Annotated in this window: 12 protein-coding genes; 5 read left to right on the top strand and 7 right to left on the bottom strand. The window is 62.3% G+C overall.

Annotation, left to right across the window (positions count from 1 at the left end):
• Positions 1–495 precede the first annotated feature (495 nt).
• Complete coding sequence (locus AD662_RS12910) at positions 496–1419, bottom strand: LysR family transcriptional regulator (RefSeq protein ID WP_053187714.1); 924 nt, start codon at positions 1417–1419, stop codon at positions 496–498.
• Between the two features lie 113 nt (positions 1420–1532).
• On the opposite strand from AD662_RS12910, the gene AD662_RS12905 reads away from it, so the two are divergent.
• The 5 genes from AD662_RS12905 (at position 1533) to yghU (ending at position 6399) form a co-directional block, all read left to right on the top strand.
• Complete coding sequence (locus AD662_RS12905; RefSeq protein WP_018600658.1) at positions 1533–2528, top strand: aldo/keto reductase; 996 nt, start codon at positions 1533–1535, stop codon at positions 2526–2528.
• Positions 2529–2651: 123 nt separating this feature from the next.
• On the top strand, positions 2652–3410 hold the full coding sequence (locus AD662_RS12900) for a substrate-binding periplasmic protein (protein WP_053179167.1): 759 nt from the start codon (positions 2652–2654) through the stop codon (positions 3408–3410).
• 1 nt (position 3411) lies between these two features.
• On the top strand, positions 3412–4755 hold the full coding sequence (locus AD662_RS12895) for a diguanylate cyclase (RefSeq protein WP_053187712.1): 1344 nt from the start codon (positions 3412–3414) through the stop codon (positions 4753–4755).
• A 26-nt stretch (positions 4756–4781) separates the two neighbouring features.
• Positions 4782–5516 carry a substrate-binding periplasmic protein gene (locus AD662_RS12890; protein ID WP_053179165.1) on the top strand — a complete coding sequence of 245 codons (735 nt, stop codon included), beginning with the start codon at positions 4782–4784 and terminating at the stop codon, positions 5514–5516.
• Between the two features lie 43 nt (positions 5517–5559).
• Positions 5560–6399, top strand: a complete 840-nt coding sequence (gene yghU, locus AD662_RS12885; protein ID WP_053187708.1) for a glutathione-dependent disulfide-bond oxidoreductase — start codon at positions 5560–5562, stop codon at positions 6397–6399.
• Between the two features lie 222 nt (positions 6400–6621).
• On the opposite strand, the gene AD662_RS12880 is transcribed toward yghU, so the two are convergent.
• From AD662_RS12880 to AD662_RS12855, 6 genes are all read right to left on the bottom strand, one after another.
• Positions 6622–7569, bottom strand: a complete 948-nt coding sequence (locus tag AD662_RS12880) for an IS110 family RNA-guided transposase (protein WP_053177781.1) — start codon at positions 7567–7569, stop codon at positions 6622–6624.
• 470 nt (positions 7570–8039) lie between these two features.
• The gene (locus AD662_RS12875) at positions 8040–8873 is read right to left on the bottom strand and encodes a YfaP family protein (RefSeq protein WP_053182390.1); all 834 of its coding nucleotides are present in this window, start codon (positions 8871–8873) and stop codon (positions 8040–8042) included.
• 3 nt (positions 8874–8876) lie between these two features.
• Positions 8877–10496 carry a DUF2300 domain-containing protein gene (locus AD662_RS12870; RefSeq protein ID WP_053187705.1) on the bottom strand — a complete coding sequence of 540 codons (1620 nt, stop codon included), beginning with the start codon at positions 10494–10496 and terminating at the stop codon, positions 8877–8879.
• Between the two features lies 1 nt (position 10497).
• Entirely contained in the window at positions 10498–15066 is a 4569-nt protein-coding gene (locus AD662_RS12865; protein ID WP_074849495.1) for an alpha-2-macroglobulin family protein, read from the bottom strand.
• Positions 15063–15722: a DUF1175 domain-containing protein gene (locus AD662_RS12860; RefSeq protein WP_029866828.1), complete on the bottom strand. Its 660-nt coding sequence runs from the start codon at positions 15720–15722 to the stop codon at positions 15063–15065. Before AD662_RS12860 ends, AD662_RS12865 begins: the two co-directional genes overlap by 4 nt.
• Positions 15707–17416, bottom strand: a complete 1710-nt coding sequence (locus AD662_RS12855; protein WP_053187699.1) for a DUF2138 domain-containing protein — start codon at positions 17414–17416, stop codon at positions 15707–15709. The genes AD662_RS12860 and AD662_RS12855 overlap by 16 nt, the downstream gene beginning before the upstream one ends.
• Positions 17417–17427: the final 11 nt, after the last annotated feature.

The following is a 17427-nucleotide window of genomic DNA, read 5'->3' as shown; positions in this document are numbered from 1 at the left end:
AGATCAGTGTCCACCGCCGATCCCTGTGGGAGCCGAGCTTGCTCGCGATGGCGGTGGATCTGCTTGCATCAATGCTGATTGTGGCACCTTCGCGAGCAGGCTCACTCCCACATTAATTGGATTGGAGTACGACCGGGAGAACCAGGCCGGCTATCAGGCCGCCTCGCGAGCAAGCTTTGCTCCCACAGATCTGATGGGTGTACGACCGGGAGAGCCAGGTCGGCTACTAGGCCGCCTCGGCGTGGACGTGGATCTCGGGCGCCCCGTTAACCACGATGGCCGAACGCAGGCATGCCGAGCCTAAGCGAGGCACCGAGTGGTGGGGCAGAAGCGTTTGGCTTACTTTTGACTGGGCCAGCTTCCGGGCTTCTCAAAAGTGAGCCGCTGTAAGAGCGGAACCGTCAGTGGCCGTTACCGAAGAAACGGATATACACACCAAAGCAAGTAGATACCGGCTCAAAAAACGGCGCTTTCCATTCCTGAAACAAGCACCATCTACACCCTCTCCATCAACGTCTGCTGGGCATCCGCCTCTCCCTGCAACAGCTCGATTACCCAGTCGATAAACACCCGCACCCTGGGCGACAACTGTCGATGGGGCGGGTACACCGCTGAGATCGGCCACGTCGGCACGCTGTAGTTTTCAAGTACCTGAACCAACCTGCCCTCGGCCAACTGCTGTTGCACGTGATAACGCGGCACCTGGATCAAGCCGAACCCCGCTTCACAGGCCGTCACATAGGCGTCGGCATTGTTGACGTTCAAGTCACTGGGCAATTGCATTTCGCGCACCCGCCCCGCCACCTCGAATTCGAACGGGAAGAACCGTCCATTGCCAGACGCAAACCCTATGGCCCGGTGCGCCGTCAAATCCTCCAACCGCCCGGGCGTGCCGACGCGGGCCAGATAGGCAGGGCTGGCGCACGTCAGTTGATGCAGGCGCACGATGGGGCGCGCCACCAGCGCCTGGTCGACGACATTGCCGGCGCGGATTGCGCAATCCACGCCCTCGCGCTGCAGATGGACCTGGCGGTCATGGAAGCCGATGTCCAGTTGCAACGCCGGGTAGCGGCGATAGAAATCCGGCAGGCGCGGCAAGATCCAGGTGCAACCAAAGGCGATGGGCATGTCCACTTTCAAGGTGCCGCGCGGCTGGCTGCGTTGCGCCGATAACGAACTTTCCAGGTCGTCGAGGTCGTCCAGCAACTGGCCGCTGCGCTGGTAATACGCTTGCCCATCGAGCGTTGCGCGCACCTGCCGGGTGGTGCGTTGCAACAGTTGCACGCCCAGATGGGCTTCCAACTGTTGGATCAGCAGGCTGACGGTGGCCCGGGGCAGCCCAAGGTCATCGGCCGCCTTGCCAAAACCGCCCAGTTCAACGATGCGCCGGAACACCTGCATGGCCTGTAATCGGTCCAATCTCGCGCCTCACTATTTAGATATCACGAATAGTTAAACCAATAATCGTGGATTTATCCAGAAAACCGCTTGATAGAGACTGCACAGGTCGTTCATTTCCAGGAGCTATCAGCATGAAGACTCGCCAACTCGGCCATCACGGCCCTCACGTTTCCTCCATCGGCCTGGGCTGCATGGGCATGTCGGACTTCTACACCACGGGCGTGGACGAACGCGAAGCGATTGCCACGCTGCACCGCGCCGTGGAACTGGGCGTGACGCTGTTCGACACCGCCGACATGTACGGGCCGCATACCAACGAAGAACTGCTCGGACGGGCCCTGCGTGGCAAGCGTGACGGCCTGTACCTGGCGAGCAAGTTCGGCCTGGTGCGCAGCAGCGATCCCCATGCCCGCGGCGTCAATGGTCGCCCCGACTACGTCCGGCAATCTGTCGACGGCAGCCTCAAGCGCCTCGATACCGATTACCTCGACCTCTACTACCAGCACCGCATCGATCCTGACGTACCCGTCGAAGAAACCATCGGCGCCATGGCCGAGTTGGTCAAGGCCGGCAAGGTCCGCCACATCGGGATCTCGGAAGCCAGCGCCGAGACCATCCAGCGAGCCCACGCCGTGCATCCCCTGGCAGCGGTGCAAAGCGAATACTCGCTGTGGTCCCGTGAGCCCGAACACAATGGCGTGCTCGCTACTTGCCGGCGCCTGGGCATTGCATTCGTCGCCTACAGTCCCTTGGGCCGGGGCTTTCTGACTGGCGAGCTGAAATCACCGGAGGACTTCGCCGCCGATGACTATCGCCGCTTCAACCCGCGCTTCCAGGCCGACAACTTCAATCACAACCTGGCGCTGGTAGAGCGGGTCAAGGCATTGGCCTTGGACAAGGGCATCAGCGCCGCGCAATTGGCCTTGGCCTGGGTATTGGCCCAGGGCGACCACGTCATCCCGATCCCGGGCACCAAGCAGCGCAAGTACCTGGAGAGCAACGTGGCAGCTTCTTCAGTGGTGTTGAGCGCTGGTGAATTGGCCCAGCTGGACGGGATTTTCGCAGGCGAAGGCGCCGTGGCGGGCGACCGATACCAGGCGCACACGATGACGTTGTTGAACGGTTGATCCTGCGGCTGGGCTGGCAGTTTCGACAGGCCGGATTCAAGCAGGCGCCAGCCCAGCCGATAACCCTATACAATAATAGCTCCCAGACCTCCGGGTTCTGCCAGTTGCATAGGGTAATGATCAATGGATTGGCCGCTGAATCGCCTGCTGATGTGGGGCGTCCTGATGTTCCTCGCTGCAAGCGCTTGTGCGGCAGAGGCGCCGCTGCGCATCGTGACCGAGGAGCTACCGCCCTACAACATGACGCAGAACGGCCGAATGACCGGCATGAGCACCGAGGTGGTCCAGGCCGTGCTCAAGGAAGTCGGCATGGACGCGCCTATCCATTCCATGCCGTGGGCCCGGGCCTACGAACTGGCGCTCAATGAAAGCAACGTATTGATCTACTCGATCGTCCGCACGCCTGCACGCGAATCGCTTTTCCAGTGGGTCGGCAGCATCGGCCCGACGCAGTGGTACATCTACTCGCTGGCGGACCGGCCGGTGAAACTCGACTCGCTGGCCGATGCCCATGGGCACCAGATCGCCACGGTCAATCAGGACGTAGGTGAGCAATACCTGGTCTCGAAGGGCTTTCGCATCGGCGAAGAACTGCAGTCGAGCACCAAGTACGAACACAACTACCGCAAGCTCAAGGTCGATCACGTGGAGCTGTGGATTTCCAATGAGCTCAACGCGCTGTACCTGACGCGCCAGAATGGCGAAGACCCGGACAAGTTGCTGATTCGCTCGCTGGCGCTGCCCGAGCTAAGCAGCGCCGATGGCTTGAGCATGGCATTCAGCCGCAATACGCCGGCCGATACGGTGGCGAAATTCCGTGTGGGCCTGGAGACCGTCCGGCGCAATGGCGTCTACGATGCCATCCTGCGCAAATGGTTATGACATGGATGCCAATTTTCGTACTGCGTCCTCCCTGCAACCACAGACCAAGGCGTTCAGCTCCCTAGGGCGCCGCCTGGTGCTGGCAACGCTGCTGTTCTGCCTGCTCTTTACCCTGGCGATGGTCACCTGGCGTACCTGGCTGGCCTGGGAAAACAACCTGGCGGAAATGAATTCGGAGCTGGCCCTGATCGATCAGGTGTTCCAGAACACCCTGGCCCATGCCATATGGGAACTGGACCGTGAATCCCTCGACCAGCAAATCAGCAGCGTCGCCACGGCAGCCCCCGTGGGTCGCGTGGCGTTGAACATCCTGCGCCCCGGGCAAGCCCCTGAAGTCATCGAAATCAATCGATACGCCGCCGATCAATCGGGCGTGGTGCCGGTGCTGCGTCGAGAGCTTATCGCGCATCCCTACGCCGGGGCCCATGAAAAAGTCGGCGAGCTGACCATCGAAGGCGACAACAACCTGCTTTGGGAACGCCTCTGGGGCGAAGCACGCAGCATCGTCATCACCCAGCTCATCCAGTCCTTGCTGCTGGCCGGGTTGGTCATGACCGTGTTCAATCGCCTGGTGACCGTGCATGTGGTGCACATCGCCCGGCACCTGGGCGAACTGGCGCCGCAAACCCTCATGCGTCACCTCAAGCTGCAACGGGCGGTGCAGCGCCAGGACGAACTGAGCCTGCTCGAATTCCAGGTCAATACACTCCAGGACAATCTGCGCGCCCATCTGGAGCGCCAGCATTCGGACGAACTGGCCCTTGCCGCCAGCCGCGACCAAATGGCCGAACTGGTCGAGGCCCGCACCGCAGAATTGAAGGCGGCCAACCAGGCCCTCGAAGCACTGTCACGTCACGACGATTTGACGGGGCTGGCCAACCGTCGCTATTTCGACGAGTTGAAGGACATCGAGTTTCGCCGGGCGATCCGCCACAAGACCCCGCTGGCCGTGCTCATGTGCGATGTCGATTTCTTCAAGATCTACAACGACACCTACGGCCACATGCAAGGCGACTTGTGCTTGAAAGAGATCGCCGAGACCTTGCGCAGCGTGTTCGGCCGCTCTGGCGAACTGACTGCGCGCGTCGGCGGCGAAGAGTTCGTCGTGGTCCTGCCCAACGTCGACGCCGCCCTGGCCTGCGAGGCCGCCCAACGTTTCCGTGCAAGCCTGGCAGAACGTGAACTGCCCCACAGCGGTTCCAAGGTATCGCCGTTTGTCACCGTGAGCATCGGCGTCGCCGAGTTGGACCCGGAGACCATGGACCATTTCGATCAACTGCTGCAACGCGCCGACCAGGCGCTGTACCGGGCCAAACACCAGGGGCGCGACTGCGTCGCCCTGTAAACCATCGCGTGCCATGAGGTCTGTATATGCACTATCGCCTGATACTCTGCTCGTGCTTGCTCCTCACCTCGATCAGTCTGCAAAGCCACGCCGAGGCGATCGAAGTCGTGACCGAAGACTCCCTCTACGCCTACCAGCGTGATGACAAGGTCGTCGGGCCGGGCAGTCGCATCGCCGAAGAAACGCTGAAAAGCGCGCAGCTCACCGACTACAGCCTGTCGCTGTACCCGTGGGCCCGGGCCTATGAAAAAGCCCTGCACGAACCTAACGTGCTGATCTTCCCGTTGGACCGCACCCCAGCCCGCGAGCAACTGTTCAAATGGGTGGGTGAAATACATCGGGTGGCGAGCCGGCTCTATAAGCTGCGCGACAATAAAGACATAGCCGTCAACAACCTCGAGGAGGCCAAGCAGTACAGCATCGGCGTGGTGCGAAACGACGCCAAGCAGATTTACCTGCAACAGCGTGGGTTTACCCGGCTGGTCATCTCGGCCAACAACCACGACAACTTTCAAAAACTGCTGAATCGCCAGATCCAGTTGCTGCCGATGCCGGAGAACACCGCGCGCCTGATGAGCCAAGATGCCCAAATGGATTTCACTTCGCTGGAAGAGGTCTACATCCTCGACGAACAACCCCACAAGGTCCACCTGGCGTTCAGCCTGAGTACGCCGGATGAAGTCGTCGCCAAGGCCCAGCGCGCTTTCGAGCAGCTCAAGGCTTCCGGTGAAGTGGCGCGGATCATGAACGAACAGCGGTAGACTCTGGGGGATCACACCACAAGCAACGATGAGGTATGTCCCGATGAGTAAAGCGTCCTACGTTCCGCCCCAGGTCTGGAAAAACGACGCCCCGTCTGGCGGCCAGTTCGCCAGCATCAACCGCCCTATCGCCGGGCCGACCCATGAAAAAATCTTGCCGATTGGTAAACAGCCGCTGCAGCTCTACTCCCTGGCCACGCCCAATGGTGTGAAGGTGACCATCCTGCTGGAGGAACTGCTGGCGCAGGGTCATACGGGCGCGGAATACGACGCCTGGCTGATCCGCATCAGCGAAGGCGACCAGTTCTCCAGCGGTTTTGTCGAGATCAACCCCAACTCCAAGATCCCGGCCCTGCTGGATCGCAGCGTGGAGCCCGGCATCCGGGTCTTCGAGTCCGGCTCGATCCTGCTGTACCTGGCGGAAAAATTCGGCGCCTTCCTGCCCACCGACCTGGCAAGTCGCACCGAAACACTGAATTGGCTGTTCTGGCAGATGGGCTCCGCCCCGTACCTGGGCGGTGGCTTCGGGCATTTCTACGCCTATGCGCCGGAGAAACTCGAATACCCGATCAATCGCTTCACCATGGAAGCCAAGCGTCAACTCGACGTCCTGGATCGCCGCCTCGGCGAAAGCCAATACCTGGCAGGCGATGACTACACCATCGCCGACATCGCGGTCTGGCCCTGGTATGGGCAACTGGTGCGCAACAACGTGTACGGCGCCGCCGAATTCCTGAGTGCCCACGAATACACCCATGTGCAGCGCTGGGCCGAAGACATTGCCAAGCGCCCCGCCGCCCAGCGCGGACAGCGGGTCAACCGCACGTGGGGAGATGAGGCGAGCCAAGTGCCGGAGCGGCATGAGGCTGGGGACTTGGGCTGAGATCAGGTCCCATACCGGATCGCTAAACCCCGGTTTCCCGACTGGCACAGCCCCCCTGTGGGAGCGAGCCTGCTCGCGATAGCGGTGGATCAGCTTGCATCGATGCTGAATGTGCCGACGTCTTCGCGAGCAAGCCCGCTCCCACACTGGATCGGGGGTGAACCTCGGCTTTTCGACTTGCACAGTCCCCCTGTGGGAGATTCTATGGTACGGGGCTACCCCTTAAATGCCTTTCGGTAAGTATTCGCTCTGGTTCTTCAGCAGGGCGAATACCACTCGGGCAAGCTTGCGGGCCAGTGCCACTAATGCTTCGGTTGTGCTGAGTCCCCGGGCCCTCAGTGCCTCATAAAAACCCTTCCATGCCGCTGTGCGCCTCGCCGACATCGCGGCGTTATGCATCAATCGACGTGCCTCTGGGTCACCTCGCTTAGACAAGCAGCGGCGTCCCTTCTTTTTCCCAGAATCCGATATACGCAGGTCTAGGCCCAGAAAAGCGATGAAGGCATCGGCATTTCTGAAATCTCCACGCTGAAACGACGTGAGCAAACGGGCACCGCTCAATAGGCCAATGCCTTCGACTTTCATGCAACGCTTGAGCTGAGCGCCCAAGCCAGCTGCTTCCAACTGCGTCTGGATTGTTTTCTCGAGCAAGATTTCCAGTCGTTGCATGGCCTTTATCTGGTGCTCAAACGCCGTTTTGAGCAACGGTTCGTTGGACCAACTTTGCTTGAGGCTGACACGCGCCTGGACCAAGGCTGCCCGGCGCCGGAAAAGGCTTATAAGACGGCAATACAGGGGCGAAGGCGGAGTCCACGGGTGCAACTGGTGGCCTTCGTTGTTCAAGTAGCGAGCCAACAACCGAGCATCCAGCGCATCGGTTTTAGCGCGAACTTTCACACCTTTGCGGTAATGGCTGAGCTCGTAGCCGCCGATCATGTAGATCACACAGCCTTGCGCATAAGCCAGGTCGGCGAATTCCTGGTGATAGATATTGGTGGCTTCGATGGCGACATCCACTGGCGCGGGCAGCTCCTTGAGCCACTTCTTGATCGCAGCTTTGGTGTTGGGGATCGCTTCCAGTCGATCTGTTTCTGCGTGATAAATCACTAACTCATCTTTGGCGACATCAACACCCACGATCGGCTTTGCGACAGAAACCGGCATTGCCATTGAAAATCCTCCGGGCTAAGGTTTGAACACTTGAAGGGTTCACCCAGAGGCGCAGGCTTGTTCCTATCGTCGGTCTAGGCCAGATGCATTCTTTATCGGCGCTTGGGTGAAAGGAGGAGGGGTGAAATCTCCCACGGTCTGTACTGCGGCTAACAGTCAGAATCGAGCTTTGTCCCTCCTCCTCCCTTCAAGTCCTACCATACAAGCGAGCTTGCTCGCGATAGCGATCTACTAGACAGCTCGATGCCGAATGTGCCGCCGTCATCGCGAGCAAGCTCGGCTCCCACAGGTTTTTTGAGCGTTCACAGATCAGGCGTCCACCATCGATCCTCTGTGGGAGCTGAGCTTGCTCGCGATGGCGGTGGGTCAGCTTGCATTGATGTTGGGTGCAAGACCGTCATCGCGAGCAAGCTCAGCTCCCACAGGGGATCTCCACAGGCTGTAATAACAGTTGTGGCTGCGACGATGCCTTACGGATAGCTAAAGCTTTTGACCAACGTCAGCTCGCCCACCGCCCGCATCGGCACGACGAAGGTTTCCATCTTCTCGTTCGGCGTGCCTTCTTCGGTGATCACGGTGACTTGTGCGGTGGTCAGGGCTTGTTGCGCTTGCTCTCCACCGCCCTCACCTTCCTCGCCGTCGTCCTGATAGCGATAACCGCCGCCGTAGTAGTTCACATACACCAGGTACTGGCCTTTGATCGGCGCGGGCATGGCGAAGATTTCCGGGCCGTAGCCGGTGGTGACGTCGACGTCGAGGGCGCCGCCGTTGGCGACGGCACGGTCGCCGTACCAGATGTGGGCACCGTCGGGCGTAACCAGGTGCAGGTCCAGGTCGGTGCCGTCGCTGTCCCAGGTCAGCAACACCCGCAGCTTGGCCGGAGTCGCGCCGCCGCTGGTGTTGAGAAATTGCGTGCGGTGGCGCTGCTGGCCATCGGCGCTGCGCACTTCGACGCTGTTGCTGCCATTGGGGAACGAGAACGGCCGGTCGAAGCGACCTTCCTCATCCAGCTTCAGCGGCAGGCTGACGCCGTTGACGATCAGTTGGCCCGGCGCGTTGCTGTCCTTGGGGGCGCCTTTGATCTGGCCGGTGATACGGGCGGTGTTGGCCTGGCCCGGGGGCGTGTTGACCGACGAGGCCGGGTAGTTGACGGTTTGGCTGAAGCTTTCGCCTTCACCGCCCGGCGCACCGCTGCGCCAGCCGCCGATCGGAGTGTCGAGCTTGACAGTGTCGGCGGCCATGGCCGAGGGCAACGCGGTCAGGGCGCAGAGCAACAGCAAGACCTGTGGATAACGGAGTGTCATGGTCTATTCCAGCAAGAGGTGACGGGCAAGCCCTTCGATATAGGTTTCGTCCTGGCCGTTGGGATGAGCTTCGAAGGCCAGGTGCAGATATTCATGCGTCAGGTCGAGACGATCCTGCAGCGACAGCACGCCGCGCACATAGATGCGCTGGCGCTCGCGGTCGACATAAGGCCGGCCGAAAGCGACGCGGCAGACGGCGAAAGCGCTGATTTCGTTGTAGCCCACTTCACTTTCCAGCCGCTCACGCCAGCCTCGGCGCTGTTTCAGCAGCCAGTCCTGGGCGGCAGGCAGCGCTTCGCAGGATGCCACCGGGTTGTCCCAGCGGCTGAGGCTGGCACGTGGGTAGGCGTGCAGCAGGATGGCGTCGTAGCGTTGGCCGGCGTTGGCTTGCTCCACCGCTTGTGCCCAGGACAGTTTGTCCGGGCCAGGCTGGTCGGAGTGGTAGGTGACATCGGTGCCGGCCAGGACCAGGTCGCTGGTCCAGGCGGCAATGGCGCGGGTTTGCGGCGCCGCCGGGCGTGGCGCGACACGCTGGCGATGGCTGCTGTCGTCGATGCTCAGGCAATCACCGTTGCGTTGGGCGTTCTGCAGCAAATAGGTGCGGATCGCCACGGCCAGTGCCTTGGCGGCTTCGGCAGGCTCGGCCTTGGCTTCGCGCTGCAAGACCCGGGCGACGTATTCCTCCCGGTCCAGACGCGCCACCAGCTTGCCGGGCATCAGGAACAGCTCGCCATCGCTGTGGATGTCCAATTGATTGCCGTTGGTGAATTCGACGCGGTAGTCGCCGCGCAGTTGCCCCGGCGTGGCAGGCCGGTCACCGGCCATCACCCGTTGCAACGGATAGCGCGCAAACAGACCGACTTCCACGCAACGCCCGGTTTCCGCCGGCCAGCGCGATGGCAATGCCGCCGCCAAACCTTCGCCGTAGACCTTCAAGACCTGCTGGCTGGTGCCGCGGCCACCGGCCCACACCGGGGTGCCATCGACCAGCCAACCGGCGAAACCGCCCTGTCGCGATGAAGGCCCCTGATCACCTAGCCAGCTCCAGGTCTTGACCCGCAGGCGACTGCCCAATTCGCCGACCAGTCGCCCGTCGGCCGCGCTGAGTGCCACATCCAGCAGCACCCGTCGGGCCTGCTCCTGGGCCGGCAACGTCGCCAGGGCCTTGAGCAACTGCGCGACCGGCACTTGCGTCTGCGGTTGCAAGGTCGGCAGATCCAACAACCAGGCCGGCGCTTGACGGGCCTGCCAGTACTCACGCCAGTTCGAGGCCGACAGCCCGAGCCGCTGCGGCTCGAAATACAAGCCGCAGGACTTCACCAGCGCCTGGTCGCGACCGATGCTCTGCCCGGGATTGCAGCAATAGACCTCTTCCTTCGACTCGCCGCGGCACTCATAGACCGGTTCACGAGCGTCGGTGTCCACCAGCCAGGCGTAGACAAACAGTTTCCACAGACTGCCCAGTGGCGCCTGCAAAGTGTCGGGCAATGGTTGGCGATCCAGCACCTGGGTCTGGCTCACTTGCAGCAATTGACCGTCGAAGGCCAGGCGCAACGGCTCGTCCTGCGCTGTTGCCAGCGCAGGAATCAAGCACAACAACCACCCAACCCACGGCCTGCACATGTCAGTTGACCGTGACCTGACCGAGCGCCGGTTTCTGTTCCCGCGCCTGATGTTGCGGCGCGTAGACCTGAGTGAAGCGCACCGGCGGCAAGCTGAACTGGCCCTTCTGGGAGAAGCGCACCAAGTGCCGCAGGCGCAGCTCGCCACTGAGGGCATCCACCGGCACCGCATACGCCATCTGGCCGGGCTCGAAGCGGGCTTTTTCCAGGGACGTCAGTTCGCTGTCGGCCTTACCCATCAACTGGATACCCCAGGTGGTGCGCTCCACATCGGCGCCCGGCGGCAGCGGCACTTCGAGCATGCCGTAGCGCAGTGGCGTCGGGGCCTTGCTGTTGATGATCACTTCATCCAGGTAGAGGCTGTCGCTGGACAGCGGTTTGTTGCCCACGGCTTCAAGCTTGAAGGTGAAGGCCTCGTCGCCCGGCACCAGACGCGACAGGCGACGGGTGATGGACACGGCCATCGGCGCTACCGGCGGTTGCTGGCTCTGGAAGCTCAATGCCGCTTGCAGTGGACGCTCCTGGGCACCGGTCAGGGTCAGCATGGTGGGAAGCTGCGCGCCCTGCCACTGCCAATAGGTTTCACCGGTTGCGCCCTGCTTGGCTGCCCAGCCTTCGCCCGGTGCCAGGGCCACGGCCGGCGCCGCCTGTTCGATGCTGCCTTGCAACCAGGTCAGGGCCAGGGCCCGTTCCAAGGTGGACTGCTGCGGCAACACGCGCTCCAGCAATGCAGTGGCGCGGGCCTGATCGAAGCTCTGCAACGACAGCACCAGGGCCTCGACGAACGGTTGCGAGCTGAGTTCCAGTTGCTGTTGCGCCGCATCGGCTTGACGGCTGAAGGCCGCCGGCAACGGCACCTTCGCCTGTTTCGCCAGGGACGCGGTCAGGACACGGGCGCTGGCCAAGCCAAGGGCCGAATCCGGGGCGCTCATGACCAGGCTGTCTTCGCCACTGTCCAGCACGCTCTCGGTACTGTCTTCACTGGCTTTGGCCAGGTCATCCATCAGGCCGCTGAGCAAGGTGTTCACCGGCAGTTGCATCTGCTTGGCGAACGACAGGATCAGCGCTCGTTGCAGCAGCGGCGTATTACCGGCCTGCTTGGCGTAGACCTCCAGCACCCGCTGCCAGTGTTCCGGCGGCAGGCTCAGGTCCAGGGCCTTGCTGGCGTGCCAGTCGGCGTAATAGGCATAGGCGGTGAGGAAGGCATCCGGCTCACCGTCCTGGCCCCACCAGGTGAAGCTCGCCGACGGTCCGGCCATCTGCACTAGGCGCAAGCGGCTGTTTTGCATGATCAACCGCAAGCGGTCGCGGATCTGCGGGTTCGACGCCAGGGTCGGATAGGCAATGCTCAACGGCAACAGACGGCTGGCGGTCTGCTCGACGCCACCGTACGGATAGCTCAGCAGGTCATCCAGAGCCGAACGGAACAACGCTTGCGGGCTGTCGTCCAGACGCAGGCGAATATCGCTGGCGTCGGCCGGCAGGGTCAGCGGGGTGTCGCCGCTCGCCACATCCAGGCGTTGGCTCTGGGTGACTTGCCAACCGTTGCCGCTGGCGTTCAAGTGCATGGCCAGAGCGTCCTGGGTTTCGCCATTCAATTGCAACTGCACGGTCAAGTCGCCACTGCTCAGTTCCAGGACCGGCAGCGCCACGTAGTTGATGCCGTTTTTCAGCTCCGCCACCACGCGCTGTTCAGCACCGGCGTAACGGATCAGCAGCTCGGCCTTCAGTGGTTTTTCCGATTGGCTGAAGGCGAACAGGCCCAGTTGCGGCTTGTCGCCCATGCGGAAGCGGGTCGGGCCGCTCCACTTCAGGTACAGCGGTTTTTCCGAGGCGATGAACTGCTTCTTCTGGCCCACTTGGCCGTCGTCGGCAATCGCCTTGGCGGTGATGCGCCAGCGGGTCAGCGAGTCCGGCATCTTGAAGGTGAAACGGGCCTTGCCGTTGGCGTCGGTGACCAGCTCCGGTTGCCACGCAGCGGTGTCGACGTCTTCACGACGCGGCCGCTCCAACACCTTGACCCCGCGTTCGCTGCGGTTGGCCTTGCCCGGCGCGCCAGGACTGCCTGGCAGCGCCACGTCGTAGCTGATGAATGACAGGCTGGCACTGGTGCGCACGTTGTTGCGACGCGGGTGATAGAAGAACTGATCGATGGTCGGCGCCACTTCCGGTTGCAGGGCATAGACCATTTCGTCCACCACGCTGACCGTCAGGTGCGCCGGGATCGCCTTGCCGGCGAACTGGGTACTCAGGTCCACGGTCACCGTATCGCCCGGGCGGTAGGTGGCTTTATCCGTGACGACAGCAACGTCGATCTGCGGCGTGACCACTTTGATGCCAGCGTTCTGGAAGCTGTACTGGCCGCCCTTGGTGTACAGCACCGAGAAGGTCAGGTTGGGCGCAAAGCTATCCTTCACGGCAATGCGCGCGCGGTATTGGGTGTCGCTGAGTTTTTCCATCTTCAGCCAGTCGCCGCCCTTGGACAGCAGCGCCGTGGCCTCGACTTTGTCCCGCTCAAGCGACAGCAGCGCATCGCTGACCGGTTCCGGGAAGGTGATCAGCGCCAGTGCTTCGTCACCGGTCTTGTATTCAGGCTTGTCGAAGACGATCTCGACAGTACCCGGCACGGCTTTGATGCCTTCACCGGTTACCGCGTGGGAGGCGGCGCCAATGACCCGGCCATGGTCGTCCTTGAGCGTCAGGTTGTAGGTGCCAGGGCGCTCGAAGGTCAGGCTGAAGCCCTTGTCCTTGGCCGCCAGCTTGCCTTCGCCGATGCTCTGGTCTTCCAGGCGCACCCAGGCATAGCTGCCCGGCGTCACGGCTTTGGCTTGCTCGTTGCCGCCTTCGTTGGCGTAGCTGAACGACACCTTCTGGCCGGCGGCGCTGAACCGCTGGGGAGCGCTCAGGCGGAAATTCGCCGCGCCACGGTCGATGAGGATTTCCTTGGTGGTCTTGACCCGATACGCCGCGCCATCGCTGGCGAACACGGTGAGCGTGTAGCGGCTCGGCTTGTCGGCGGCCGGCAAGTCGAGGGTCGCGTTGCCCTTGGCATCGGTGGTCACTTCGCTGCTGGTCAGCTCGACCGGGAATTGCCCCAGGTATTGCAGCTCGTTATCGACCATCGACAATTGCTGGGCGCGCAGGCTCAGGCTCACCGTGGCATTCACCACAGGTTTGCCATCCGGGTACAGCAGCACGAGGTTGCCCTTGACCGGCTCGCCGGTGCGGTAGTCCTGCTTGGCCAGGTTCAGGGCGATCTCGAAGTGCGGCTTGATGTATTCGGCCACGCGAAAGGCGCTGTTGTAGAGCTGATCCTTGTAGCTGAGGCGCAGTTCATAGCCACCGGCGACGGCGTTTTCCGGCAACTGGAAACGGCCTTGGGTGCCGGCCTTGGAATCGAGCTTCAAGGCCAGGGTTTGCAGCTCGGTACCGGTGGCGTCCAGCACGCTGACATTGACGTCGGCGGCAGTCGGTTGCACCGAATCACGGGCGTTCTTGAACTCACGACCAACGATTTTCAGCGAGACCCAATCCCCTGGCCGGTACAGCGGCCGGTCGGTGAAGGCATAGAGCTTGGTGTCGTAGATTTCGCTGTCGTAGTAGAAGTTTTCCGAGACGAATACCCCGCCCTCCTCGTCTTCACCGATGACGAACGAACGCTCCGGGCTGACGTGCTTGAGGCGCAGCAGGCCGTCTTCATCGGTGGCACCGCTGCTCATCACGCCCAGGCCGTCGGTCCACAGTACGTTGACCTTGGGCACCGAACGCCCTTCATGCTTGCGTGCGGCCCAGACCAGCAGTTCATCGCCGGCAATCTTGCTCACGGCCACGGTGTTGGAGACGAAGACCATGGTGGTTGCGCGGTATTTGCCGATCAGCGCTTCCACCAGGTACAGGCCGGGCTTCAACTGGCCCAGCGGTACATAGACGTTGCCCGGCGCGACGTTGACAAACTGGCTGGACGAGCCGGCCAGGTTGACGCCCGCAGGCGGCTGGATCGGCTTGGCCTGCCACAGCGGATAACGGAACTGACTGACCACCGGCAAGCCCGGGATCAAGGCGAATTGCGCTGGAGCGTCGTACGGTGTCGGCGCGACCAGGGCGTTGCCGATCTTCAGTTCCGGCACTTCTTCAGTGACTTGCTGGCGCGACTCGTAGGAGAACGCCCGCTGCATCACTCGACGGGACTTGCGGTACCAGTTGTCCCACAGGTACGCGAGGGTGTTCGACAGGCCTTCGCCCTTGAACTGGCCGTCGCTGACCACGCGGTGCAGGTTCTTCTGGCGCTTGAGGAAGTCCAGCGGTTTGTCGATGCGATAGACGCGGATATCGGCGCCGCCGTAGGGCTCCATGCGAAACCGACGGTAGTCGCGGCCCGGCGCTTCGAGGCGGACCATGGCCTGCTCGTCGCTGGCAAAGCTGCTGTCGGCCAGCAGGAAGAAGCTTTCACCGGACACCGGCGTGTAACCGCTGGGCTCCACCGTGTCTTCGGCATTCACGACAGGTGCCAGCAACAGGGCAAACAGCAGGGGCAATTTTGAACACAAGCGCAGCATGCGGGCACCGGTCATTGGGAGAGAAAGTTGAGTCGATAGACGCCGATGAAGTTGGGGTTGGCTGCGTCGGGTATCCATCGGGTGTCCTTCCAGTTCATGAGTTGTTGCAGGCTTGCGGAGCGCATGCCGTTGTCGGTAGGGGTTGTGGTGCCGGTGTGATAGGCGATGTAGCGGCCCATCCAGATCATCAGGTGCTGGTCGTCGCCCTGATCGAAGAACATCAGGTCGCCGGGGCGGGCCTGGGTGACATCCCGGCCCACCAGGCGACTGTTGAACTGAATCAGCTTGATGGCGTTGACGTAAGGCCCGACCTTGCCGCCGCCCTGTTGCCACTGCTGGGCGAGGCGCCGTTGCGCATCGCTCAGTGGCAGTTCCGGCGGCAGGTAGCGATTGGATAGGCCATTGCTGCGCAGCCATTTTTCATCGTGGACCTTGAGCGCTTCGTTGGCGGCGAAGCGCACCAGACCGGCGCAATCCTGCTGATACCAGCGCGGGCTCGGGCCTTTGGTCAGCTGTTCCTGGGCGATGCGCACGAACCAGGCGCGAAAGACCTGGGATTGCTGCGCATCCAGCGAAGGCGCCTCGACGGCAAGCGCAGGCCCGCCGAGGAGCAATGCCAGCAGCAGCGTCAACGCGGGGTTGCGGATCAGTGCTGTCACAGCGCTTTCCATTCCAGCGGCAGCCACTGCCAGTGGCCGTCCGGCTCGCTGCCTTCAGGCAAGGTCAGGGCGTACTTGCCGTAGCCGCCTAGGGTGCGCAGTTTCGGGATCAGGTAGGTTTGCGCGGCGTTGTAGAACACCGGCTCCATGTCCTGGGGCAAGCTGTCGAGGGTTTCGCGCTGCATCAGTTGCGCCATGGAGTCCGGGCCGAAGTAGACCGGCATCAACAGGTCCTTGGGCACCACGTCGGCCATGGGTGGGAAGCGTTTGTCGAGGGTGCCCAGGGCCTTCTCCACCAACTTGTCATCGAGGGAGAACAGCAAGGTCGAACCGTGGCGCGCCAGGCTGACCCGCAGGAACGCCTTGCCGGTAATCGCGTCGGGTTGCTCTGCGTCCTTGGCCAGGTAAGGGCCGAAATTGGAGCTGACCTGACGCAGCCACTGGTGCGTCGAGCCTTGCTGCTTCTCGACCACCGGGAATGCATGCTCGGCAACGTTGTTTTCATAGGCGCCGACCATCGAACCGAACAGGTTGCCCAGGTCGGCATCAAGCTTGCCGTCGTCTTCATTCAGGCTCGCCACCAACAGCGGCGTGTACAGGCGCGAATCGGCGTACCAGCACAGGCCCGCCGCGCCGGCCACATGGTCGACCATGGCCTGGGCGGCTTTTTCGTCGGCGCCGAGTTTTACCAGCAACGGTTTCTGTTGCTCGGCGGCCAGCGGCAAGGCCACGCAGGCACTGGCACCCATGGGCATGGCTTGCCAGATCGGCTTGAAGTCGAAGTCCGGCTGGTTTTCCAGCTCGTCCATCGCCAGGAAGCTGTGCCAGCCCTTGTCGTCCATGTCGAAACGCAAGCCGGCGAAGTTCGGGATGAAACGCTGGTAGCCCATGGCGAGCACGCTGGCGTTGACCGAGATGCGTTGCTTGACCTCAGCCGCCTTGGGCTGCAGGCCGAAGGCTTCCGGGAACAGTTTTTCACCGGCCAGCAGTGCTTCGAGAGCCTGGGTCGAGACCATGCCGGGTTCATCGGTAGGACCATTGCCTTTGTCGTAGAGCTTGGTCGGGTTGGACAGCACCACCAGCTTGTCGCCATGGGAGGCGAAGACCAGGGATTTGCTGGCGTTGTAGCTGAGCTGGTAGAGCGCAACGTCGTCACCGCCGACCTTCAGGTCGCTGAGCTTGCTCAACTGAGTGTCGTCCAGGGCGACTTTCGCCAACGGCTCCAGCACCTTGGCCAGGCCACCGCGGTCCATCACCAACAGGAAGTCCTTGAGGCGACCGTCCGCACCGCGCCACAGCGCGACGTCGGCCGGCTGGTCGAAAAGCGTTTCGATCAGGCTGTCCTGCAGCTTGAGGTCATGCTCGTAGATGATCCGGCGCAGGCTGCCGATCAGCCCGAGACGGTCGGCATGGGCCTCGTAATAGAAGACGAAGTCCTCGGTGAGCGTGGCCTTGAGGAACGGCACCGCCAACAGGTCCTTGGGCAACTGGCTCAGGGAATGGGCCTCGAGCAAGCCGTCGGGACGGCTCACGCCGAGCTTTTCCAACGCCAACTCCATGGGCGGCGCCTTGGGCTTGTTGATGAACCAGCCCAGCCCGGCGGCCACACCGGCGACCAGGCACAGCCCGATCAGTATCGCCGGCCAGCGGCGCACAGGTTTGGCGACAGGTGTCGGCGTGGTCGGGGAAGCAGTGTTGTCGCTCATATTCACAAGGG

Origin of the sequence: Pseudomonas kilonensis (assembly GCF_001269885.1) — a bacterium.
GTDB classification, from domain to species: Bacteria; Pseudomonadota; Gammaproteobacteria; order Pseudomonadales; family Pseudomonadaceae; genus Aquipseudomonas; species Aquipseudomonas kilonensis.
Note: the sequence above shows the minus strand (reverse complement) of the source record. Positions and strands in the feature narration are given on the sequence as shown.

Coding starts and splice junctions, on each gene's coding strand:
- AD662_RS12905 (WP_018600658.1), top strand. CDS start 1,533: ATGAAGACTCGCCAACTCGGCCATCACGGCCCTCACGTTTCCTCCATC.
- AD662_RS12900 (WP_053179167.1), top strand. CDS start 2,652: ATGGATTGGCCGCTGAATCGCCTGCTGATGTGGGGCGTCCTGATGTTC.
- AD662_RS12895 (WP_053187712.1), top strand. CDS start 3,412: ATGGATGCCAATTTTCGTACTGCGTCCTCCCTGCAACCACAGACCAAG.
- AD662_RS12890 (WP_053179165.1), top strand. CDS start 4,782: ATGCACTATCGCCTGATACTCTGCTCGTGCTTGCTCCTCACCTCGATC.
- yghU (WP_053187708.1), top strand. CDS start 5,560: ATGAGTAAAGCGTCCTACGTTCCGCCCCAGGTCTGGAAAAACGACGCC.
- AD662_RS12880 (WP_053177781.1), bottom strand. CDS start 7,569: ATGGCAATGCCGGTTTCTGTCGCAAAGCCGATCGTGGGTGTTGATGTC.
- AD662_RS12875 (WP_053182390.1), bottom strand. CDS start 8,873: ATGACACTCCGTTATCCACAGGTCTTGCTGTTGCTCTGCGCCCTGACC.
- AD662_RS12870 (WP_053187705.1), bottom strand. CDS start 10,496: ATGTGCAGGCCGTGGGTTGGGTGGTTGTTGTGCTTGATTCCTGCGCTG.
- AD662_RS12865 (WP_074849495.1), bottom strand. CDS start 15,066: ATGACCGGTGCCCGCATGCTGCGCTTGTGTTCAAAATTGCCCCTGCTG.
- AD662_RS12860 (WP_029866828.1), bottom strand. CDS start 15,722: ATGGAAAGCGCTGTGACAGCACTGATCCGCAACCCCGCGTTGACGCTG.
- AD662_RS12855 (WP_053187699.1), bottom strand. CDS start 17,416: ATGAGCGACAACACTGCTTCCCCGACCACGCCGACACCTGTCGCCAAA.